The 17,305-nt window shown below is 75.2% G+C and carries 15 protein-coding genes and 1 riboswitch; of the genes, 9 read left to right on the top strand and 6 right to left on the bottom strand.

Translation table 11 applies throughout. The features are described 5' to 3' along the window. The first annotated feature begins 53 nt into the window (after positions 1-53). The gene (locus ACIRPP_RS21725) at positions 54-926 is read left to right on the top strand and encodes a nucleopolyhedrovirus P10 family protein (protein ID WP_403645246.1); all 873 of its coding nucleotides are present in this window, start codon (positions 54-56) and stop codon (positions 924-926) included. 34 nt (positions 927-960) lie between these two features. Here the strand turns inward: ACIRPP_RS21725 and ACIRPP_RS21720 are convergent, their stop codons facing one another. The 3 genes from ACIRPP_RS21720 to abc-f form a co-directional block, all read right to left on the bottom strand. Beyond that, complete coding sequence (locus ACIRPP_RS21720; protein ID WP_403645243.1) at positions 961-1,764, bottom strand: enoyl-CoA hydratase/isomerase family protein; 804 nt, start codon at positions 1,762-1,764, stop codon at positions 961-963. Between the two features lie 149 nt (positions 1,765-1,913). Further along, positions 1,914-2,135, bottom strand: coding sequence for a helix-turn-helix domain-containing protein (locus ACIRPP_RS21715; RefSeq protein WP_030404458.1), 222 nt, complete (start codon positions 2,133-2,135; stop codon positions 1,914-1,916). A gap of 381 nt (positions 2,136-2,516) precedes the next feature. Beyond that, a complete protein-coding gene (gene abc-f / locus ACIRPP_RS21710) occupies positions 2,517-4,115 on the bottom strand; it encodes a ribosomal protection-like ABC-F family protein (protein WP_403645240.1) in 1,599 nt (532 codons plus the stop codon). 278 nt (positions 4,116-4,393) lie between these two features. Between abc-f and ACIRPP_RS21705 the strand changes: the two genes are divergently transcribed. Beyond that, positions 4,394-4,807, top strand: coding sequence for a VOC family protein (locus tag ACIRPP_RS21705; protein WP_403645237.1), 414 nt, complete (start codon positions 4,394-4,396; stop codon positions 4,805-4,807). Between the two features lie 42 nt (positions 4,808-4,849). Here ACIRPP_RS21705 and ACIRPP_RS21700 read toward each other — a convergent pair whose 3' ends face one another. The 3 genes from ACIRPP_RS21700 to ACIRPP_RS21690 all read right to left on the bottom strand — a co-directional run bounded on the left by ACIRPP_RS21700 (position 4,850) and on the right by ACIRPP_RS21690 (position 8,447). After that, positions 4,850-6,325 (bottom strand): hypothetical protein, encoded by a 1,476-nt coding sequence (locus ACIRPP_RS21700; protein ID WP_403645234.1) that lies wholly within the window; start codon positions 6,323-6,325, stop codon positions 4,850-4,852. A gap of 203 nt (positions 6,326-6,528) precedes the next feature. Next, a complete protein-coding gene (locus tag ACIRPP_RS21695) occupies positions 6,529-7,656 on the bottom strand; it encodes an alpha/beta hydrolase (protein WP_403645231.1) in 1,128 nt (375 codons plus the stop codon). A 128-nt stretch (positions 7,657-7,784) separates the two neighbouring features. Then, entirely contained in the window at positions 7,785-8,447 is a 663-nt protein-coding gene (locus tag ACIRPP_RS21690) for a class II aldolase/adducin family protein (RefSeq protein WP_403645332.1), read from the bottom strand. 276 nt (positions 8,448-8,723) lie between these two features. Here ACIRPP_RS21690 and ACIRPP_RS21685 point away from each other — a divergent pair, with 276 nt between their 5' ends. From ACIRPP_RS21685 to ACIRPP_RS21655, 7 genes are all read left to right on the top strand, one after another. Continuing rightward, a complete protein-coding gene (locus tag ACIRPP_RS21685) occupies positions 8,724-9,992 on the top strand; it encodes an anion permease (protein ID WP_403645228.1) in 1,269 nt (422 codons plus the stop codon). Positions 9,993-10,023: 31 nt separating this feature from the next. Beyond that, positions 10,024-10,245: a hypothetical protein gene (locus ACIRPP_RS21680; RefSeq protein WP_403645225.1), complete on the top strand. Its 222-nt coding sequence runs from the start codon at positions 10,024-10,026 to the stop codon at positions 10,243-10,245. A 205-nt stretch (positions 10,246-10,450) separates the two neighbouring features. Continuing rightward, a riboswitch (cobalamin riboswitch) is annotated at positions 10,451-10,525 on the top strand. Between the two features lie 141 nt (positions 10,526-10,666). Then, complete coding sequence (locus tag ACIRPP_RS21675) at positions 10,667-11,608, top strand: cobalamin biosynthesis protein (RefSeq protein WP_403645221.1); 942 nt, start codon at positions 10,667-10,669, stop codon at positions 11,606-11,608. Then, entirely contained in the window at positions 11,605-13,122 is a 1,518-nt protein-coding gene (locus ACIRPP_RS21670; protein ID WP_403645218.1) for a cobyric acid synthase, read from the top strand. Before ACIRPP_RS21675 ends, ACIRPP_RS21670 begins: the two co-directional genes overlap by 4 nt. A gap of 115 nt (positions 13,123-13,237) precedes the next feature. Beyond that, positions 13,238-15,295 (top strand): putative cobaltochelatase, encoded by a 2,058-nt coding sequence (locus tag ACIRPP_RS21665; protein ID WP_403645216.1) that lies wholly within the window; start codon positions 13,238-13,240, stop codon positions 15,293-15,295. Next, positions 15,295-15,894: a cob(I)yrinic acid a,c-diamide adenosyltransferase gene (gene cobO / locus ACIRPP_RS21660; RefSeq protein WP_403645213.1), complete on the top strand. Its 600-nt coding sequence runs from the start codon at positions 15,295-15,297 to the stop codon at positions 15,892-15,894. The genes ACIRPP_RS21665 and cobO overlap by 1 nt, the downstream gene beginning before the upstream one ends. After that, positions 15,888-17,303 (top strand): cobyrinate a,c-diamide synthase, encoded by a 1,416-nt coding sequence (locus ACIRPP_RS21655; protein WP_403645210.1) that lies wholly within the window; start codon positions 15,888-15,890, stop codon positions 17,301-17,303. The genes cobO and ACIRPP_RS21655 overlap by 7 nt, the downstream gene beginning before the upstream one ends. Positions 17,304-17,305: the final 2 nt, after the last annotated feature.

Genomic DNA, 17,305 nt, shown 5'->3' with positions numbered 1-17,305 from the left:
CACGGTATGCGCGGTTGCGTGATCGCGCGCCAGGGATGCGGCAGGCTGGAGGAATGACGGCGGAGCGGTGGACGCGAGCGGTGCGGGAGCAGGTGGGGCTGGGACGGTTCCTGCCCCTGGGCGGGCCCCGGGACGGGGCGTGGATCGCCGAGCGGGCCGCGGCGTCGGTCCTGCGGTCGGCGGCACGGGCGGTGGAGGGCGTGCGGCTGGACGGCCTGCGGATCGGGCTCGCCGCACCGGAGGAGGCGGGGGAGCCGGTGGTGCCGGCACCGGCGAGTGCCCTGCCGCCGGGGGCGCTCCGTGTGGCGGCGGAGTGCGCGGCCACGGCGGCGGAGCCGCTGCCGGTGACGGCGGACCGGCTGCGGGCCGCGCTGGCCGGGGCGGCCGCCGAGCGGCTCGGCCTGGAGGTCGCCGAGGTGGATGTGCGGGTCACGGAACTGCTCGACGGGTTCGACGGCGAGCCCCCGCAGGAGGCGGGCGGCGAGCCGGACACCCGGGCCGACGGGACGCTGCCGCCGCGGTTCCGGGCGTCCCCGGTGTCGACGCCGTCCTCGGAGTCCTCCGAGTCCCTTGAGTCCTCCGAGTCCCTTGAGTCCTCTGAGTCCTCCGAGTCCTCGGCGTCGTCGCCGTCCTCGTCATCGGAGGCGGCGGACGGCGTCCCGGGGCAGGGCGACGAGCGGCGGGTGGCTCTCGCGGTCCTCGCCGTCCCGGGGGTCGTCCGGCTGACGGGCACGCCGGGCCGCCCCGTCCGGCTGACGGTGACGCCGTCGGGCGAGGCGGCGCTGTCGCACCGTCATGTGCGCGTGGACCTCGCCGTGGCGGCCCGCCACCGGGCGCTCGACGTGGCCCGGGCAGCCCGCGCGGCGGTGCGGGACGCGCTGCCGGACCGTCCCACGGTGGCCGTCCTGGTCACGGACGCCGACTGAGCGGCCGCCGGGGCCGGGACGGCCGGCCGGGGTGTCAGTCGCCGAAACCCGCCAGGTCGCGCAGGCGGCGCCCCTGGGCGGCACGCTCGGCGACCCGCTGCTCCTCGTACGTGCGGTCCTGCGCGCCGCGCAGCAGCGCCTTGGTCTCGATGACGGCGTCCCGGGGCGCGGCCAGCAGCGCCGCCGCCAGGTCGCGCACCGCCGCGTCGAGCTCGTCGCCGGGCACCGCCAGGTTGGCCAGACCGGTGTTCACGGCCTCCTCGGCCAGGACGAAGCGGCCCGTCGCGCAGATCTCCAGCGCGCGGGCGTAGCCGACGAGGCCGACCAGGGGATGGGTGCCGGTCAGGTCGGGCACCAGTCCGAGGCTCGTCTCGCGCATCGCGAACTGCACGTCGTCGGCGACGACGCGCAGGTCACAGGCGAGAGCGAGCTGGAAGCCGGCGCCGATGGCGTGGCCCTGCACGGCGGCAACGGACACCAGGTCGCTGCGCCGCCACCAGGTGAACGCCTCCTGGTACTCGGCGATGATCGCGTCGAGCGCGGCCTCGTCACCGCGGGCCATGTCGACGAACGACGGTTCGCCCTCGATGCCCTCGGGCGAGAGCATCTGCCGGTCGAGCCCCGCGGAGAAGGACTTGCCCTCGCCGCGCAGTACCACGACCCGGACGGAGCCCGGCAGCAGCCGGCCCGCCTCGGTCAGCGCGCGCCACAGGGCGGGGCTCTGGGCGTTGCGCTTGGCGGGGTTGGTCAGCGTCACCGTGGCGATCGCGTCGTCCACGGTGAGCCGTACGCCGTCCTTGTCGAGTACCGGACCGAGGTCCTGGGCGGGCGAAGCCATGGGGCGCCTCCGATGGGTGCGGTCGTCTCGCGTGCCGTGCGACAGGGTGGGTCCCGGACCGCGGCACGCCTAAGTGACTGCACAGTAACCACCCGGCCGGTCAGTCGGCCGACCGGGTGGCCACCATCGGTGCTGTGGGGCGCCGGGGGTCAGGCCGACGAGGCCTTCTTACCCCGGGTCGCCCCGCCACGCCCTCGGAGCGTGACGCCCGACTCGCTGAGCATGCGGTGCACGAAGCCATACGAGCGGCCGGTCTCCTCGGCCAACGCCCGGATGCTCGCACCGGCGTCGTACTTCTTCTTCAGGTCTGCCGCGAGCTTGTCGCGCGCGGCGCCGGTCACCCGGCTGCCCTTCTTCAGAGTCTCGGCCACCCGTGCCTCCTCATGGGAAGTGCGCTCTGGTCTTCTCATGATCACCCCTACCGGGCCCGATGGCCACCCATTCGGCAAGGTCGGTGAGACAAGGTTGTGACGACGGGAGCACGTCCCCACAAACGGAACAGCGGATTCCAAGCGGTGCCGACGGCATCGCTGAACGGATTCCTCCGCGAAGTACCTGGTCAGAAAGGCGCGACGGCCGAGCAGCGGCCCATGGCGCACGCGGCCACGAAATCCGTGTAGGACACACCCCGGGATGAGGAGATCTCACACAGATGGTGGATCACCGATGGGCCGAATGATCCATACGCAGTGGATCACAGCTGCGTCCGGCCACGCGCCTACGGCGGGTGGCCGGACGCTCACCGGGGGTGCTCAGGCCAGCGCGACGAGATCGGCGTAGTCGGCGCCCCACAGGTCCTCGACGCCGTCCGGGAGCAGGATGATCCGCTCCGGCTGGAGCGCCTCGACGGCGCCCTCGTCGTGGGTGACCAGGACGACGGCGCCCTTGTAGGTGCGCAGCGCGCCGAGGATCTCCTCGCGGCTGGCCGGGTCGAGGTTGTTGGTGGGCTCGTCGAGGAGCAGCACGTTCGCCGACGACACCACCAGGGTGGCGAGCGCCAGGCGGGTCTTCTCCCCGCCGGAGAGCACCCGGGCCGGCTTGTCGACGTCGTCGCCGGAGAACAGGAACGAGCCGAGCACCTTGCGCACCTCGACCAGGTCCATGTCGGGGGCGGCGGAGCGCATGTTCTCCAGTACCGTGCGCTCCTGGTCGAGGGTGTCGTGCTCCTGCGCGTAGTAGCCCAGCTTGAGTCCGTGACCGGGCACGACGGCGCCGGTGTCGGGCTGCTCGACGCCCGCGAGGAGGCGCAGCAGAGTCGTCTTTCCGGCGCCGTTGAGACCGAGGATGACGACCCGGGACCCCTTGTCGATGGCCAGGTCGACGTCGGTGAAGATCTCCAGCGAGCCGTACGACTTCGACAGGCCCTCGGCCATCAGCGGGGTCTTGCCGCAGGGCGCCGGCTCGGGGAAGCGCAGCTTGGCCACCTTGTCGGACTGGCGGACCTCCTCCAGACCGGACAGCAGCCGCTCGGCCCGGCGGGCCATGTTCTGCGCGGCGACCGTCTTGGTGGCCTTGGCGCGCATCTTGTCCGCCTGGGCGTTCAGCGCGGCGGCCTTCTTCTCGGCGTTCGCCCGCTCGCGCTTGCGGCGCTTCTCGTCGGCCTCACGCTGCTGCTGGTAGAGCCGCCAGCCCATGTTGTAGATGTCGATGGCCGCGCGGTTGGCGTCCAGGTAGAACACCTTGTTGACGACCGTCTCGACCAGGTCGACGTCGTGGGAGATCACGATGAAGCCGCCGCGGTAGGTCTTGAGGTAGTCGCGCAGCCAGACGATCGAGTCGGCGTCGAGGTGGTTGGTCGGCTCGTCGAGCAGCAGGGTGTCGGCGTCCGAGAACAGGATCCGGGCCAGCTCGATACGGCGGCGCTGGCCGCCGGAGAGCGTGTGCAGCGGCTGGCCCAGCACCCGGTCGGGGAGGTTCAGCGCGGCGGCGATGGTGGCGGCCTCGGCCTCGGCGGCGTACCCGCCCTTGGTGAGGAACTCGGTCTCCTGCCGCTCGTACTGGCGCAGCGCCTTCTCTCGGGTGGCGCCCTGGCCACTGGCGATGCGCTGTTCGTTCTCCCGCATCTTGCGGATGAGGACGTCCAGGCCGCGCGCGGAGAGGATGCGGTCCCGGGCGAGGATGTCGAGGTCGCCGGTGCGCGGGTCCTGCGGGAGGTAGCCGACCTCGCCGGAGCGGGTGACGGTGCCGGCGGCGGGGATGCCCTGGCCGGCGAGGACCTTGGTGAGGGTGGTCTTGCCCGCGCCGTTGCGGCCGACCAGGCCGATGCGGTCGCCCTTGGCGACGCGGAAGGTGGCGCTCTCGATGAGGACACGGGCACCGGCGCGCAGCTCGATGCCGGAGGCGGAGATCACGGACAGACTCCCGGGCGTTGGGGCCCCGGCTCGGGCAGGGTCACGAGCGGGGGAAGGGTGGCGGTGGGCGGCTGAGGACGGTCCCGCCGTCTAATGCGCGAGGAGAATGGCCATGCGGGCCATTCTAACGGGACCCCGCAACCACTTTTTCTGCGTGCGGGTGTTCGACCGTGCGCGTTCGGCGGGCCGCCGGGCGTTGTCAGTGGCCGGTGTCACACTGGGCGGCGGATGGACAACCAGTGACTTTTCCGGCTGCGAGACCCAGGGAAGTGATCTCCATGGCAGGCACGGACGGAGCGCGTCCGACCATCGTCCCGACGCTGCTGTACGCGGACGCGAAGGCGGCGATCCGGCAGCTCACGGAGGCCTTCGGGTTCCGTGACCTGGCGGTGTACGAGGGCGAGGACGGCGCGGTGACGCACGCGGAACTGGCCCAGGGCAACGGCATGGTGATGCTCGGGTCGAAGGGGCGGGGCGGCGCCTTCGACACCGCGATGAAGGGCGCGGGCCCGGCCGCGGCGTACATCGTGGTGGACGACGTGGACGCGCACCACCGCCGCGCGGTGGAGCACGGCGCGGAGATCCTCATGCCCCCGACCGACCAGGACTACGGCTCCCGGGACTACATGGCCCGCGATCTCGAGGGCAACATCTGGAGCTTCGGCACGTACGCCCCCGAGATCAAGGGCTGACGCCCGCCGCCCTGCGGCCCGGCCGGTACCGGCCGGATCCGGTCAGCCTCCGGTGTGCACCTGGAAGGCGGCCCGGCGGACGGCCTTCGCCAGCGCCGGGTCGGGGTGCGCGGCGGCGAGCGCGACCAGCACCTGCACGGTGCGCGGGTGCCCGACCGCCCGGACCTCGTTCAGCAGCGCGGGGACGGTCGGCTGCACCGCGGACTCCAGGTGCCGCACCAGCAGCGGCGCCTCACCGTGGTCGGCGACGGCGGCGGCGGTGTCGACCCACAGCCAGGTCGCCTCCTCGCGGGTGAGGATGTCGTGGGCGTCCTCGGGGTCGGCGCCGTCGTGCTCGGCGAGCCACAGCAGTGCGTAGGGGCGCAGAGTCGGATCGTCGGCGACGGCACGCACCTCGGGCTCGGCGGGCGCCCCGACCACGCGCAGCGCCTCGAAGGCGAGGCCGCGCAGCAGGGCGTCCTCGCCGCGGGCGGCGGCGATCAGTTCGGTGACGGCGCTGCCGACGGGGCGGGCGGCCAGCCAGGCGCGGTACTCGGCGCGGGCCGCGTTGGGGCGCAGCTGGGCGCAGCCGCGGAGCATGTCCTCGGCGCCCTGCTCGATGTTGCCGGCGGGGCTCTGCGCGGCGACGCAGATCTGCTCCAGCTTGACCCAGACCGCCCAGCTGCCGAGGGCGGTGAGGGTGGCGTGCCCGCCGCCGTAGGTGAGGGCTCCGACGGAGGCGAGGGCGCGCAGGGCCCAGTCCAGGAGCGGTTCGAGCGGGGTGGGCCCGGCGTCGGCGGGTTCGGGGGCGGCGGGGGCGAGGCGGAGCCGGGCCGCGCGGGCGTCCCCCGGCCCGTCCGGCCCGTCCGGCTCGCCCGGCTCGCCCGGCTCGCTCTGGGCGGCGTAGTCGATCTCGCAGCGTGCGGTGCGCAGTTCGGTGACCCGCTGCTGGAGGAGGTCGAGCAGCTGGGGCACGGGGACGGGGCCCGCGGAGAGCTGGAGGAAGGAGAGCACCTGCGGCATGGCCGAGACGACCTCGGCGACGGCGGCGGGCTCCTGGTCCTCCGGCTCGGGGACGGCGAGCGACCAGGCGTCGAACAACGCCACCCAGCCGCGCAGTACGGCGCTGTCGTCACGGTTCCAGGCCCGCAGCCGCCAGCCGGGGCGAGCGCTGTCGCCGTGCACCTCGACCAGGCCGGCGAGCCGGGCGGTGTCCCAGTCGGCGCGGACCTGTGCGGTGGTCAGACCGAGGTCGGCGGCGGCGCGTTCGGCGCTCGCGTCGGAGAGGGTGGCCTTGCCGTCGCCCGCCGGGCTCCCCCGGCCGGGGCCCAGGGCGGTGTCCGCCCAGCGGGCGATCCGGGCCGCACCGGCCAGACCGGAGCGTGCCATTCCGGCCAGCTCGGCCCGCGCCGGAGTGCCCTCCGGGGGGCGCGGCGCCGGGCGGCGCGGGCGCCGCTGGTGCATCACTTGAGGGGCGGCGGCCAGGGGTCGGGGGCCAACGAGTCGAAGCCTGGAGTCGCGCGGGATACGGGACGTCACGAGTGCAGTCTTGCGGGTGACGGTCCGAAATCCCAAACGGAGGACCCCGGGTGGGCGGGGAGGAGGCCGGAGCACGGTCCGCGACGCGTCGTCGAGGGGGGAAATCTGGCCAGTCGTACGCCTTTGAACGGTGCGGCGCGGAACGGCCGGGACGGGGCGCGCGGTCGGTTTGCCCGCCCCCGTGTCCGGCGGCCCGCGCGGCGTCACATGAACGGGGTGAGGAAGCGGCGCAGGGACTCCTCGTAGGCGGCCGGGTCGGCGTTCCACATCGCGCCGTGCGGCGCGTCCGGGACGGTGCGCAGCGTGACCGTGTTCGGCTGGGCGGCGGCGAGCCGGCGGGACAGGGACCAGGGGGCGACGGTGTCGCCGGGCCCGTGGAAGACCAGGGCGGGCACCGCGACCCGGTCCAGGCGGACCGCGTCGGCGCGGCGGTCCCCGTAGAGGCCGGTGCGGCCCTGGGCGGCGCGGACCGCGAGCGGCAGCAGCGCGCCGGGGGTGTGCCGGGCGGCGGCGAGCGAGCGCAGGGTCGCCTCCCAGCTGAGCACCGGGGAGTCGAGGACGAAGCCCGCGATCCGTTCGCGCAGTCCGGAGCGCGCGCCCGCGCGCAGGGCCATGGTCGCGCCGGTGGACCAGCCGTGCAGGACGACCTGCCGGGCGCCGTTGTCCACCGCGTGGCGGATCGCCGCGTCGAGGTCCCGCCACTCGGTCTCGCCGAGGTGGTTCAGGCCGTCCGGGGAGCGCGGGGCACCCCGGTCGCCGCGGTAGGCGGGGGCGAGCACGGGGAAGCCGAGGCGGTGCAGGAACCCCATCACGTTCAGGGTGTGTTCCCGGCCGCCGCCGAGGCCGTGCACGGTGAGCACCCAGGTGTCGCGCGGGCCGGGCACGAACCAGGCGGGCAGGGGGCCGAGTTCGCCCGCGACCGGGACGTCGGCGTGGTCCAGCCCGAGGGCGGTCCCGGGGTCGCCGATGTGCAGGCCGGGGGTGAGCCGTACCCGGTTGCCGGGTTCCAGGGCGCCGTGGGTGACGCTCTCCAGCCGTCGGACGACGGTGTCGGCGGTGTCCGACGCCCCGGCGAGCACGGGGCCGACGACGGCGTGGACGCCGTCGCCGGAGAGGCCGTACCGGCCGGGCCGCAGGGCGGCGAGGTGCCGGGTGAGGGTGACCCGGCCCGCGGCGGTGCCGTGCACGGTGAGCCGGGGTTCGGTGGGCAGGGGTCTGCCGGCGGGCGCCCTGAGGGCGGCGTCGCTGGCGAGTCGGCCGGCGGCCACCGCGGCGGCGCCGGCCCCGATCACGGCGGTGACGGCAGCGGCCGTCGCTCTGACAGTGCGCACCCGTCCAGTGTCCCGGCGGACCGCGCCCCGGGCCAGTGGGCCGGTGCACCCGGGGGTGCCGCCCGGGCTGCCCCGGAGTCCCCAGGCCGGACGGGACCGCGCGCCCGCCGCCCCGCCGGGGCGCCCCCTCACCCCGGCTGCCCGTACCCCCGCAGGCGCTCCCCCACCTCGGCCACCTGCGCCCGGGTCAGCAGCGACGGGGTCAGGCCCGGGACGGAGGAGGCGGTGAGCCAGAGGCGGCACATCCACTCCAGTTGCGCGGTGCGGTCGTACGCCTGGTCGAGCGTGGTGCCGTGGGTGAGCGTGCCGTGGTTGCGCAGGAGGCAGCCGGAGCGGTCCCGCAGGGCGTCGAGCACGTGTCCGGCCAGTTCGTCCGTGCCGTAGGGGGCGTAGGGGGCGACGCGGACGGGGCCGCCGAGCGCCGCGGCCATGTAGTGGACCAGAGGGAGTTCGTCGACGAGCGTGGAGACGGCCGTCGCGTGCACGGCGTGGGTGTGGACCACGGCGCGGGCGCCGGTCGCGCGGTAGACCGCCAGATGCATGGGCAGCTCGCTGGTCGGGACGAGCGTGCCGAGGACCTGCCGCCCGCTCAGGTCGACGCCGGTGACGTCCTCGGGGGTCAGCCGGTCGTAGGGCACTCCCGAGGGGGTGACGAGCACGGTGTCGCCGACCCGCACCGAGACGTTGCCGGAGGTGCCGACGACGAGTCCGTCGGTGACCGTGCGGCGGGCGGCTGCGACGAGTCCGGCCCACGCCCGGGCCTCGGTGTGACGCATGTCACCTGCTCGCATGTCGTGCCATTTGCCGGGTCCGTTCCGTCCGCCGGCCGCTTTTTCCTCTGCCATGCGGAGATCCTTCCAGGCTCGCTCCGGCGCCTCGGCCCAGGTGTGGCACGGTCGGCGAAAGCCGTGCGAACACAGGGCTCTCGGGGGGTCACGCAGTGCGCCCGGAGGGCGGAGCGGTACCCCCCTCTTCCGGTCACCGTGGCGCCCGTCCCAGTTCATCTTCCGTTCACCCGCGTTACCTACGTTCGACGCGCCAATGACCTCGAACGATTGCCTGGGTAAATGGAAAGCTTCTCGCTGATCCTCGCGATTGTGGTGGTAACCGCACTCGCGTTCGATTTCACGAACGGTTTCCACGACACCGCCAACGCGATGGCAACGACCATTTCGACCGGTGCGATGCGACCCAAGGTCGCGGTGGCCATGTCCGCCGTGCTGAACCTTGTCGGTGCTTTTCTCTCGGTGGAGGTCGCCAACACGATCTCCAAGGGCCTCGTCGACGAGGCCGGCATCCGTCCTGAGGTCATCTTCGCCGCTCTGGTGGGCGCGATCCTCTGGAACCTCCTCACCTGGCTGGTCGGCCTGCCGTCCAGCTCCTCGCACGCCCTCATGGGCGGCCTGATCGGCGCCACCGTCGCCTCGGCCGGTTTCGGCGCGGTGCACGGCGACGTGCTGGTCACCAAGGTCCTGATCCCCGCGATCGCCGCCCCGATCGTCGCCGGTCTCGCCGCGATGTTCGCGACCCGGCTGACCTATCGCATGGGCAAGAAGGCCAACGGCAAGGCGGCCGAGAAGGGCTACCGCGCCGGGCAGATCGCCTCCGCCGGCCTGGTCTCCCTGGCCCACGGCACCAACGACGCCCAGAAGACGATGGGCATCATCACCCTGGCCCTGGTCTCCGGCGGCGTGCTCGTCCCGGACTCCGACCCGCCCATGTGGGTCATCGTCTCCGCGGGCGTGGCCATCGCGCTCGGCACCTACCTCGGCGGCTGGCGCATCATCCGCACCATGGGCAAGGGCCTCACCGACCTCCAGCCGCAGCAGGGCTTCGCCGCCCAGACCAGCGCCGCGACGGTCATCCTGGCCTCCTCGCACCTCGGCTTCTCCCTCTCCACCACGCACTCCGTCTCCGGCTCCGTGATGGGCGCCGGCCTGGGCCGCAAGGGCGGTGTCGTCCGCTGGTCGACCGCCACGCGCATGTTCGTCGCCTGGGGCCTGACGCTGCCCGCCGCGGCCCTCGTCGCGGCGATCGCCGAGTGGGTCTGCGGCTTCGGCGCCTGGGGCACCGCCGCGGTGGCCGTCTTCCTCGTCGTCTCCAGCGCGGCGATCTGGAAGATCTCCCGGCGCGAGATCGTGGACCACACCAACGTCAACGACACCGACGACACCCCGGCCACCGCCGACGAGCCGGCCGGCGTGGTGACCACGGCCATGGCCGCCGTGACCCCGCCCCCGGCGGGCGCCCTCGCCGACGACCTCGCGGCCACCATCCCGGCCCCCGTGGGCGCCACCGCCGACCCGGCGGCTCCGGCGGCCCCCACCACCGTCTGACCGCGACCCGGTACGAAGGAAGAAGAGCACCATGACAATCGACTGGGCGGCCCTCGGCTCCGTCTTCGGCGTCAGTCTCGTGGTCACCGTGGCCCTGGTCGGCCTGTTCACCCTCGGCATCGCCGGTCTGTCCCGGCGCGAGCAGGCCGCCGAACAGGGCCAGTCCGCGACCCTGGCGGTCACCGGCGCCTACGCCTGCTTCGCCGCCTGCGTGGCGGCGGTGGGTTACGGCATCTACCTGATCATGGCGTGACCACCGCCTGATCCGACGTTCCGCCCGGCGGGCGGTCGCGGGGCCCCGCCCTGCGACCGCCCGCCGTCGCGTGTCCCCGGGGGCCCTCGCCCTCGCGGCGCACGTCCCGCTGTGTGCCTCGGCACACTTCAGCCCCGCAGGTCAGCGGCAAGTTGACGGGTGTTCGGGGACCGTGGTGGACTTCCGGGGCCAACACGGCGGCAGGAGAGGAAGCCGGTGCGACTCCGGCGCGGTCCCGCCACTGTCACCGGGGGTCGACGCCCCCGGGAGCCAGGAACTCTCGCCGCCGGTCTCGTCGAACCAGGGCGTGGACACCCTGAGTGAGGACATATCGCCATGCGCGGCTGCCTGTCGAGGTCGGTCAACCCCTCCTTGCCCCGCTCCGGGGCCGTTTCCCGCGGATCCGTCACCGGCTGACGCCATGCGTGCCGATCGCGTGTTCGCGTACGGCGCCGCCGCCGGCCTCCTCGGCGACCTGCTCCTCGGCGATCCCCGCCGCGGGCACCCGGTCGCCGCGTTCGGACGGGCCGCGGCCGCCGTGGAACGGGTGCTGTGGCGGGACAGCCGGGGCCGGGGCGCCCTGCACACCGGGGTGTGCGTGGGCGGCGCCGTGGCGCTCGGCGCTCTCGCCGCCCGCCGGGTCCGCTCCTCCCCCGCCGCCTCCGTCGCCCTGACCGCCGCCGCCACCTGGGCCGTCGTCGGGGGGACCTCGCTGGCCCGGGAGGCGCGCGCCATCGGGCGGGCGCTTCAGGACGGGGACGTCGAGGCCGCCCGCGCGCGGCTGCCGCACCTGTGCGGGCGGGACCCGCAGGCCCTGGACGCCGACGGGATCGCCCGCGCGGTGGTGGAGTCCGTCGCCGAGAACACCTCCGACGCCGTGGTGGGCGCCCTGGTCTGGGGGGCCGTGGCGGGGGTGCCCGGGCTGCTCGGCTTCCGGGCGGTCAACACCTTGGACGCGATGGTCGGGCACAAGTCCCCCCGTCACCTGCGGTTCGGCTGGGCGTCCGCCCGGCTCGACGACGTCGCGGGCTGGCCCGGCGCGCGGCTGACCGCCGCCCTCGCCGCGGCCGCCGGCCCCGACCCCCGGGGCGCCGTGCGGGCCTGGCGGGACGACGCAGGGCGGCACCCGAGCCCCAACGCGGGGCCGGTGGAGGCGTCGTTCGCCGGCGCCCTCGGTGTCCGGCTCGGCGGGACGCTCTCCTACGCCGGGCGGGTCGAGCACCGCCCCGTCCTCAACGGCGGCGGCCGGCCGGTGACCGTGCCGGACATCGGCCGGGCGGTCCGGCTGTCCCGGCGCGTGGGCTGGCTCGCGCTCGGCGTGGGCGCCGCCGCGCGGCTCCTGGCGCGGGGGCGCGGGCGGTGAGCGGGCGCGGGGGCGGCCTGCTGGTCGCCGGGACCACGTCGGACGCGGGCAAGAGCGTGGTGACCGCGGGCATCTGCCGGTGGCTGGCGCGGCAGGGCGTCGCGGTGGCGCCGTTCAAGGCTCAGAACATGTCGCTGAACTCCTTCGTCACCCGCGAGGGGGCGGAGATCGGCCGGGCACAGGCCATGCAGGCGCAGGCGTGCCGGATCGAGCCGACGGCGCTGATGAACCCCGTGCTGCTCAAGCCCGGCGGGGAGCAGAGCAGCCAGGTGGTGCTGCTCGGCAGGCCGGTCGGCGAGCTGAGCGCCCGCGGCTACCACGCCGGGCGCCAGGAGCGGCTGCTCGGCACGGTGCTGGACTGTCTGGAGCAGTTGCGGGGCACGTACGACGCCGTGATCTGCGAGGGGGCGGGCAGCCCGGCCGAGATCAATCTGCGCCGCACGGACATCGTCAACATGGGTCTCGCGCGGGGTGCCCGGCTGCCGGTGCTGGTGGTCGGCGACATCGACCGCGGGGGTGTGTTCGCCTCGTTCTTCGGCACGGTGGCCCTGCTGTCCCGGGAGGACCAGGAGCTGGTCGCCGGGTTCCTGGTGAACAAGTTCCGGGGCGACGTGTCGCTGCTGGAGCCGGGGCTGGACATGCTGCGCGGCCTGACCGGGCGGCGGACGTACGGTGTGCTTCCGTTCCGGCACGGGCTCGGCATCGACGAGGAGGACGGGCTGCGGGTGTCGCTGCGCGGCGCCGTGCGGGAGTCCGCGGTGGCCGCGCCGGCCGGGGCGGACGTGCTGCGCGTGGCGGTGTGCGCGGTGCCGCTGATGTCGAACTTCACCGACGTCGACGCGCTGGCCGCCGAACCGGGCGTGGTGGTGCGGTTCGTGGACCGGCCGGAGGAACTGGCCGACGCCGACCTCGTCGTGGTGCCCGGCACCCGCGGCACGGTGCGGGCCCTGCGCTGGCTGCGCGAGCGCGGTCTGGCCGGGGCGCTGCGGCGGCGGGCCGCCGAGGGGCGTCCGGTGCTGGGCATCTGCGGCGGCTTCCAGATCCTCGGCGAGCACATCGAGGACGACGTGGAGAGCCGGGCCGGGCGGGTCGACGCGCTGGGGCTGCTGCCGGTGCGGGTGCGGTTCGCGCCGGAGAAGACGCTGGCCCGGCCGGCCGGTGAGGCGCTGGGCGAGCGGGTCGAGGGCTACGAGATCCATCACGGCGTCGCCGAGGTCACCGGGGGCGACCCCTTCCTGGACGGCTGCCGTGAGGGGCAGGTCTGGGGCACGCACTGGCACGGTTCGCTGGAGTCGGACGGCTTCCGGCGGGCGTTCCTGCGCGAGGTGGCGGCAGCGGCGGGGCGGCGTTTCGTCCCCGCTCCGGACACGTCGTTCGCCGCGCTGCGCGAGGAGCAGCTCGACCGGCTCGGGGACCTGATCGAACAGCACGCGGACACGGACGCCCTGTGGCGGCTCGTGGAGTCGGGCGCGCCGGACGGGCTGCCGTTCCTCGCGCCGGGGGCGCCCGCGTGAGCCCCGCCCCGGGAACCACCGGCAGGCACGGCGGAACGCACACGGACCGGCACGCACACCGGCACGCACACGGACACGACGACGCGGACGTCGGCGACTCGGAGGGCAACGACACGTGAGTATTCCCTTTCCGTTCACCGCGGTGGTGGGGCAGGACGACCTGCGCCTGGCGCTGCTGCTGAACGCCGTCTCCCCGGCGGTCGGCGGGGTGCTGGTGCGCGGGGAGAAGGGCACGGCCAAGTCCACGGCGGTGCGCGCCCTTTCGGCGCTGCTGCCGCCGGTGGCGGTGATTCCGGGCTGCCGCTTCTCCTGCGACCCGGCGGCGCCCGACGGCGCGTGCCCGGACGGCCCCCACGAGCCCGGCGGCGGCACGGAGCGGGCCGCGCGCATGGTGGAGCTGCCCGTCGGTGCCTCCGAGGACCGGCTGGTCGGGGCCCTCGACATCGAGCGGGCGCTCGCGGAGGGCGTGAAGGCGTTCGAGCCGGGCCTGCTGGCCCACGCGCATCGCGGGATCCTCTACGTCGACGAGGTCAACCTGCTCCACGACCACCTGGTCGACCTGCTGCTGGACGCCGCCGCGATGGGCGCCTCGTACGTCGAGCGCGAGGGTGTGTCGGTGCGGCACGCGGCGCGTTTCCTGCTCGTGGGGACGATGAACCCCGAAGAGGGCGAGCTGCGGCCGCAGTTGCTGGACCGGTTCGGGCTGACGGTCGAGGTGGCCGCCTCGCGGGAGCCCGACGAGCGGGTGGAGGTCGTGCGGCGGCGTCTCGCCCACGACGACGACCCGGCCGCCTTCGCCGCCCGGTGGGCCGACGAGGAGGCGGCCGTACGGGACCGGATCGTGGCGGCGCGGGAGCTGCTGCCGTCGGTGCGTCTCGGGGACGGGGCGCTGCGGCAGATCGCGGCGACCTGTGCGGCCTTCGAGGTGGACGGCATGCGGGCGGACATCGTGATGGCCCGCACCGCGACCGCGCTCGCGGCCTGGGCGGGGCGGACGGACGTGCTGGCCGAGGACGTGCGGCAGGCGGCGCTGCTGGCGCTCCCGCACCGGCGGCGGCGCAACCCGTTCGACGCGCCGGGCCTCGACGAGGACAGACTCGACGAGACGCTGGAGGAGTTCGGCGACGACGAGCCGGATCCGGGCCCGGACGGGCCGGACGACGGCGGTGGCGGAGGCGGCGGCGGGCAGCCGCCGGCCGGCGACGGTCCGCAGGGCAGTGACGGTCCGCAGGGCAGTGAGGTCCCCGCGCAGGGCGGGGCGGGGGACGGCGAGGGCGCCGGTGAGCCCCGGCCGGGCGGGGCGGGCGCCGGTGAGCAGTCCCCGGTGAAGGCGGCCGAGCCGTTCCGGACGAAGGTGCTGAGCGTGCCCGGCGTCGGTGAGGGCACCGCCGGGCGGCGGTCCCGGGCGCGGACCGAGCACGGGCGCACGACCGGGGCGCACCGCCCGCGGGGCACGCTGACCCGGCTGCACCTGGCGGCGACCGTGCAGGCGGCGGCACCGCATCAGCGGGCGCGGGGCCGGTCCGGCCGGGGGCTGGTGGTGCGTCGGGACGATCTGCGGCAGGCGGCGCGCGAGGGCCGGGAGGGCAACCTGGTGCTGTTCGTGGTGGACGCCTCGGGGTCGATGGCGGCCCGGCAGCGGATGGGGGCGGTCAAGGGCGCGGTGCTGTCGCTGCTGCTGGACGCCTACCAGCGGCGGGACAAGGTGGGGCTGGTGACCTTCCGGGGCTCGGGGGCGGAGGTGGCGCTGCCGCCGACGTCGTCGGTGGACGCGGCGGCGGCCCGGCTGGAGTCGCTGCCCACCGGGGGCCGTACGCCGCTGGCGGCCGGGCTGCTGAAGGCGCACGACGTGCTGCGGGTGGAGCGGCTGCGGGACCCCGCGCGGCGGGCGCTGGTGGTCGTGGTGACCGACGGCCGGGCCACGGGCGGCCCCGAGCCGGTCGCGCTGGCCGGGCGGGCGGCGCGGCTGTTCGCGGCCGAGGGCGTGGCGTCGGTGGTCGTGGACTGCGAGACGGGACCGGTGCGGCTGGGCCTCGCGGGGCAGCTCGCCGCGGAACTCGGGGGCGGCGCGGTGACGCTGGACGACCTGCGGGCGGACGCGATCGCCGGGCTGGTCAGGGATGTGCGTGAGGTACGGGACGCCCGTGGGAACGGGACGAGGAGGGCCGCGTAATGCCGCAGGGACAGCCGAATGTGGTGCCGGACGACGGGCTGACGACCCGTCAGCGTCGCAACCGGCCGCTGGTGATGGTGCACACGGGCGTCGGCAAGGGCAAGTCGACGGCCGCCTTCGGGCTCGCCCTGCGGGCCTGGAACCAGGGCTGGCCGGTCGGGGTGTTCCAGTTCGTCAAGTCGGCGAAGTGGAAGGTCGGCGAGGAGCGGGCGCTGCGGGTGCTGGGCGACTCCGGCGAGGGCGGGACCGTCGACTGGCACAAGATGGGCGAGGGCTGGTCGTGGGTGCAGCGGGACGCGCAGCTGGACAACGAGGCCAAGGCCCGGGAGGGCTGGGAGCAGGTCAAGCGGGACCTGGCGGCCGAACGGTACCGGCTGTACGTGCTGGACGAGTTCGCGTATCCGCTGCACTGGGGCTGGGTGGACACCGACGAGGTCGTGGAGGTGCTGCGCGGGCGCCCGGGGACCCAGCACGTGGTGATCACCGGGCGGAACGCGCCCCAGGCGCTGCTGGACTTCGCCGACCTGGTGACCGACATGTCCAAGGTGAAGCACCCGATGGACGCCGGGCAGAAGGGGCAGAGGGGCATCGAGTGGTGAACGCGTCGTCGTCGGTGCCCCGGCTGGTGGTCGCCGCGCCCGCCTCGGGCAGCGGCAAGACCACCGTCGCCACCGGGCTGATGGCCGCGCTGGCGGGGCGGGGGCTGGCCGTGTCCCCGCACAAGGTGGGGCCGGACTACATCGACCCCGGCTACCACGCGCTCGCCACCGGCCGGCCGGGGCGCAACCTGGACGCGTACCTGTGCGGCCCGGAGCGCATCGCCCCGCTGTTCGCGCACGGCGCGCGCGGCTGCGACATCGCCGTGGTCGAGGGCGTGATGGGCCTGTACGACGGGGTGTCCGGGCAGGGTGAGCTGGCGTCGACCGCGCATGTGGCGAAGCTGCTGCGGGCGCCGGTGGTGCTGGTCGTCGACGCGGCGTCGCAGTCGCGGTCGGTGGCGGCGCTGGTGCACGGCTTCGTGAGCTGGGATCCACAGGTGCGGGTCGGCGGCGTCATCCTGAACAAGGTGGCGTCGGACCGGCACGAGGCGCTGCTGCGGGACGCGCTGGAGGCCGTCGGGGTGCCGGTGCTGGGGGTGCTGCGGCGGGCCGCGCGGATGGAGACGCCGTCGCGTCACCTGGGGCTGGTGCCGGTCGCGGAGCGCGGGGCGACGGCCGTGGACGCCGTGGCCGCGATGGCCGCCCAGGTGGCCGCGGGGTGCGACCTGGAGGGGCTCGTGGCGCTGGCCCGCGGGGCGGGGGCGCTGGCGGACCCGGCCTGGGACGCGGAGCGGGAGCTGGCCGCCGCGGCGTCGGCGGGGCCGGTGCCCTCCGGCGGGCCGGACCTCGCGCCGGAGGGCGGGCGCCGGGTGCGCGTGGCCGTGGCCGGCGGCCGGGCGTTCACCTTCACCTACGCCGAGCACTGCGAACTCCTCGCCGCGGCCGGGGCGGAGGTGGTCCCCTTCGATCCGCTGCGGGACGAGCACCTGCCGGACGGCGTGGACGGCCTGGTGATCGGCGGCGGGTTCCCCGAGGTGTACGCGGCGGAGCTGTCCGCCAACGAGCAGCTGCGCAAGGCGGTGGCCCAGCTCGCCCTCGGCGGCGCCCCGGTGGCGGGGGAGTGCGGCGGGCTGCTGTACCTGTGCCGGGACCTGGACGGGCTGCCGATGTGCGGGGTGCTGGACGCCTCCGCCCGGATGACCGGACGGCTGACGCTCGGCTACCGGGACGCCGTGGCCCTGACCGACAGTGCGCTGGCCGCTGCGGGGAACCGGATGCGGGGGCACGAGTTCCACCGGACGGTGGTGGAGCCGGGTGCCGGGCCGGAGCCCGCCTGGGGCCTGCGGACGCCCGAGCCGCGCGTCGAGGGCTTCGTGCGGGACGGGGTGCACGCGAGCTACCTGCACACCCACTGGGCGGCCGAGCCCGCGGTGGCCCGGCGGTTCGTCGAGCGGTGCCTGGCCTCGTGAAC

Source organism: Streptomyces sp. NPDC101219 (assembly GCF_044767675.1).
Taxonomy (GTDB): domain Bacteria; phylum Actinomycetota; class Actinomycetes; order Streptomycetales; family Streptomycetaceae; genus Streptomyces.
The sequence above is the reverse complement of the archived record's forward strand: the minus strand, read 5'-3'. Positions and strand labels throughout refer to the sequence as shown.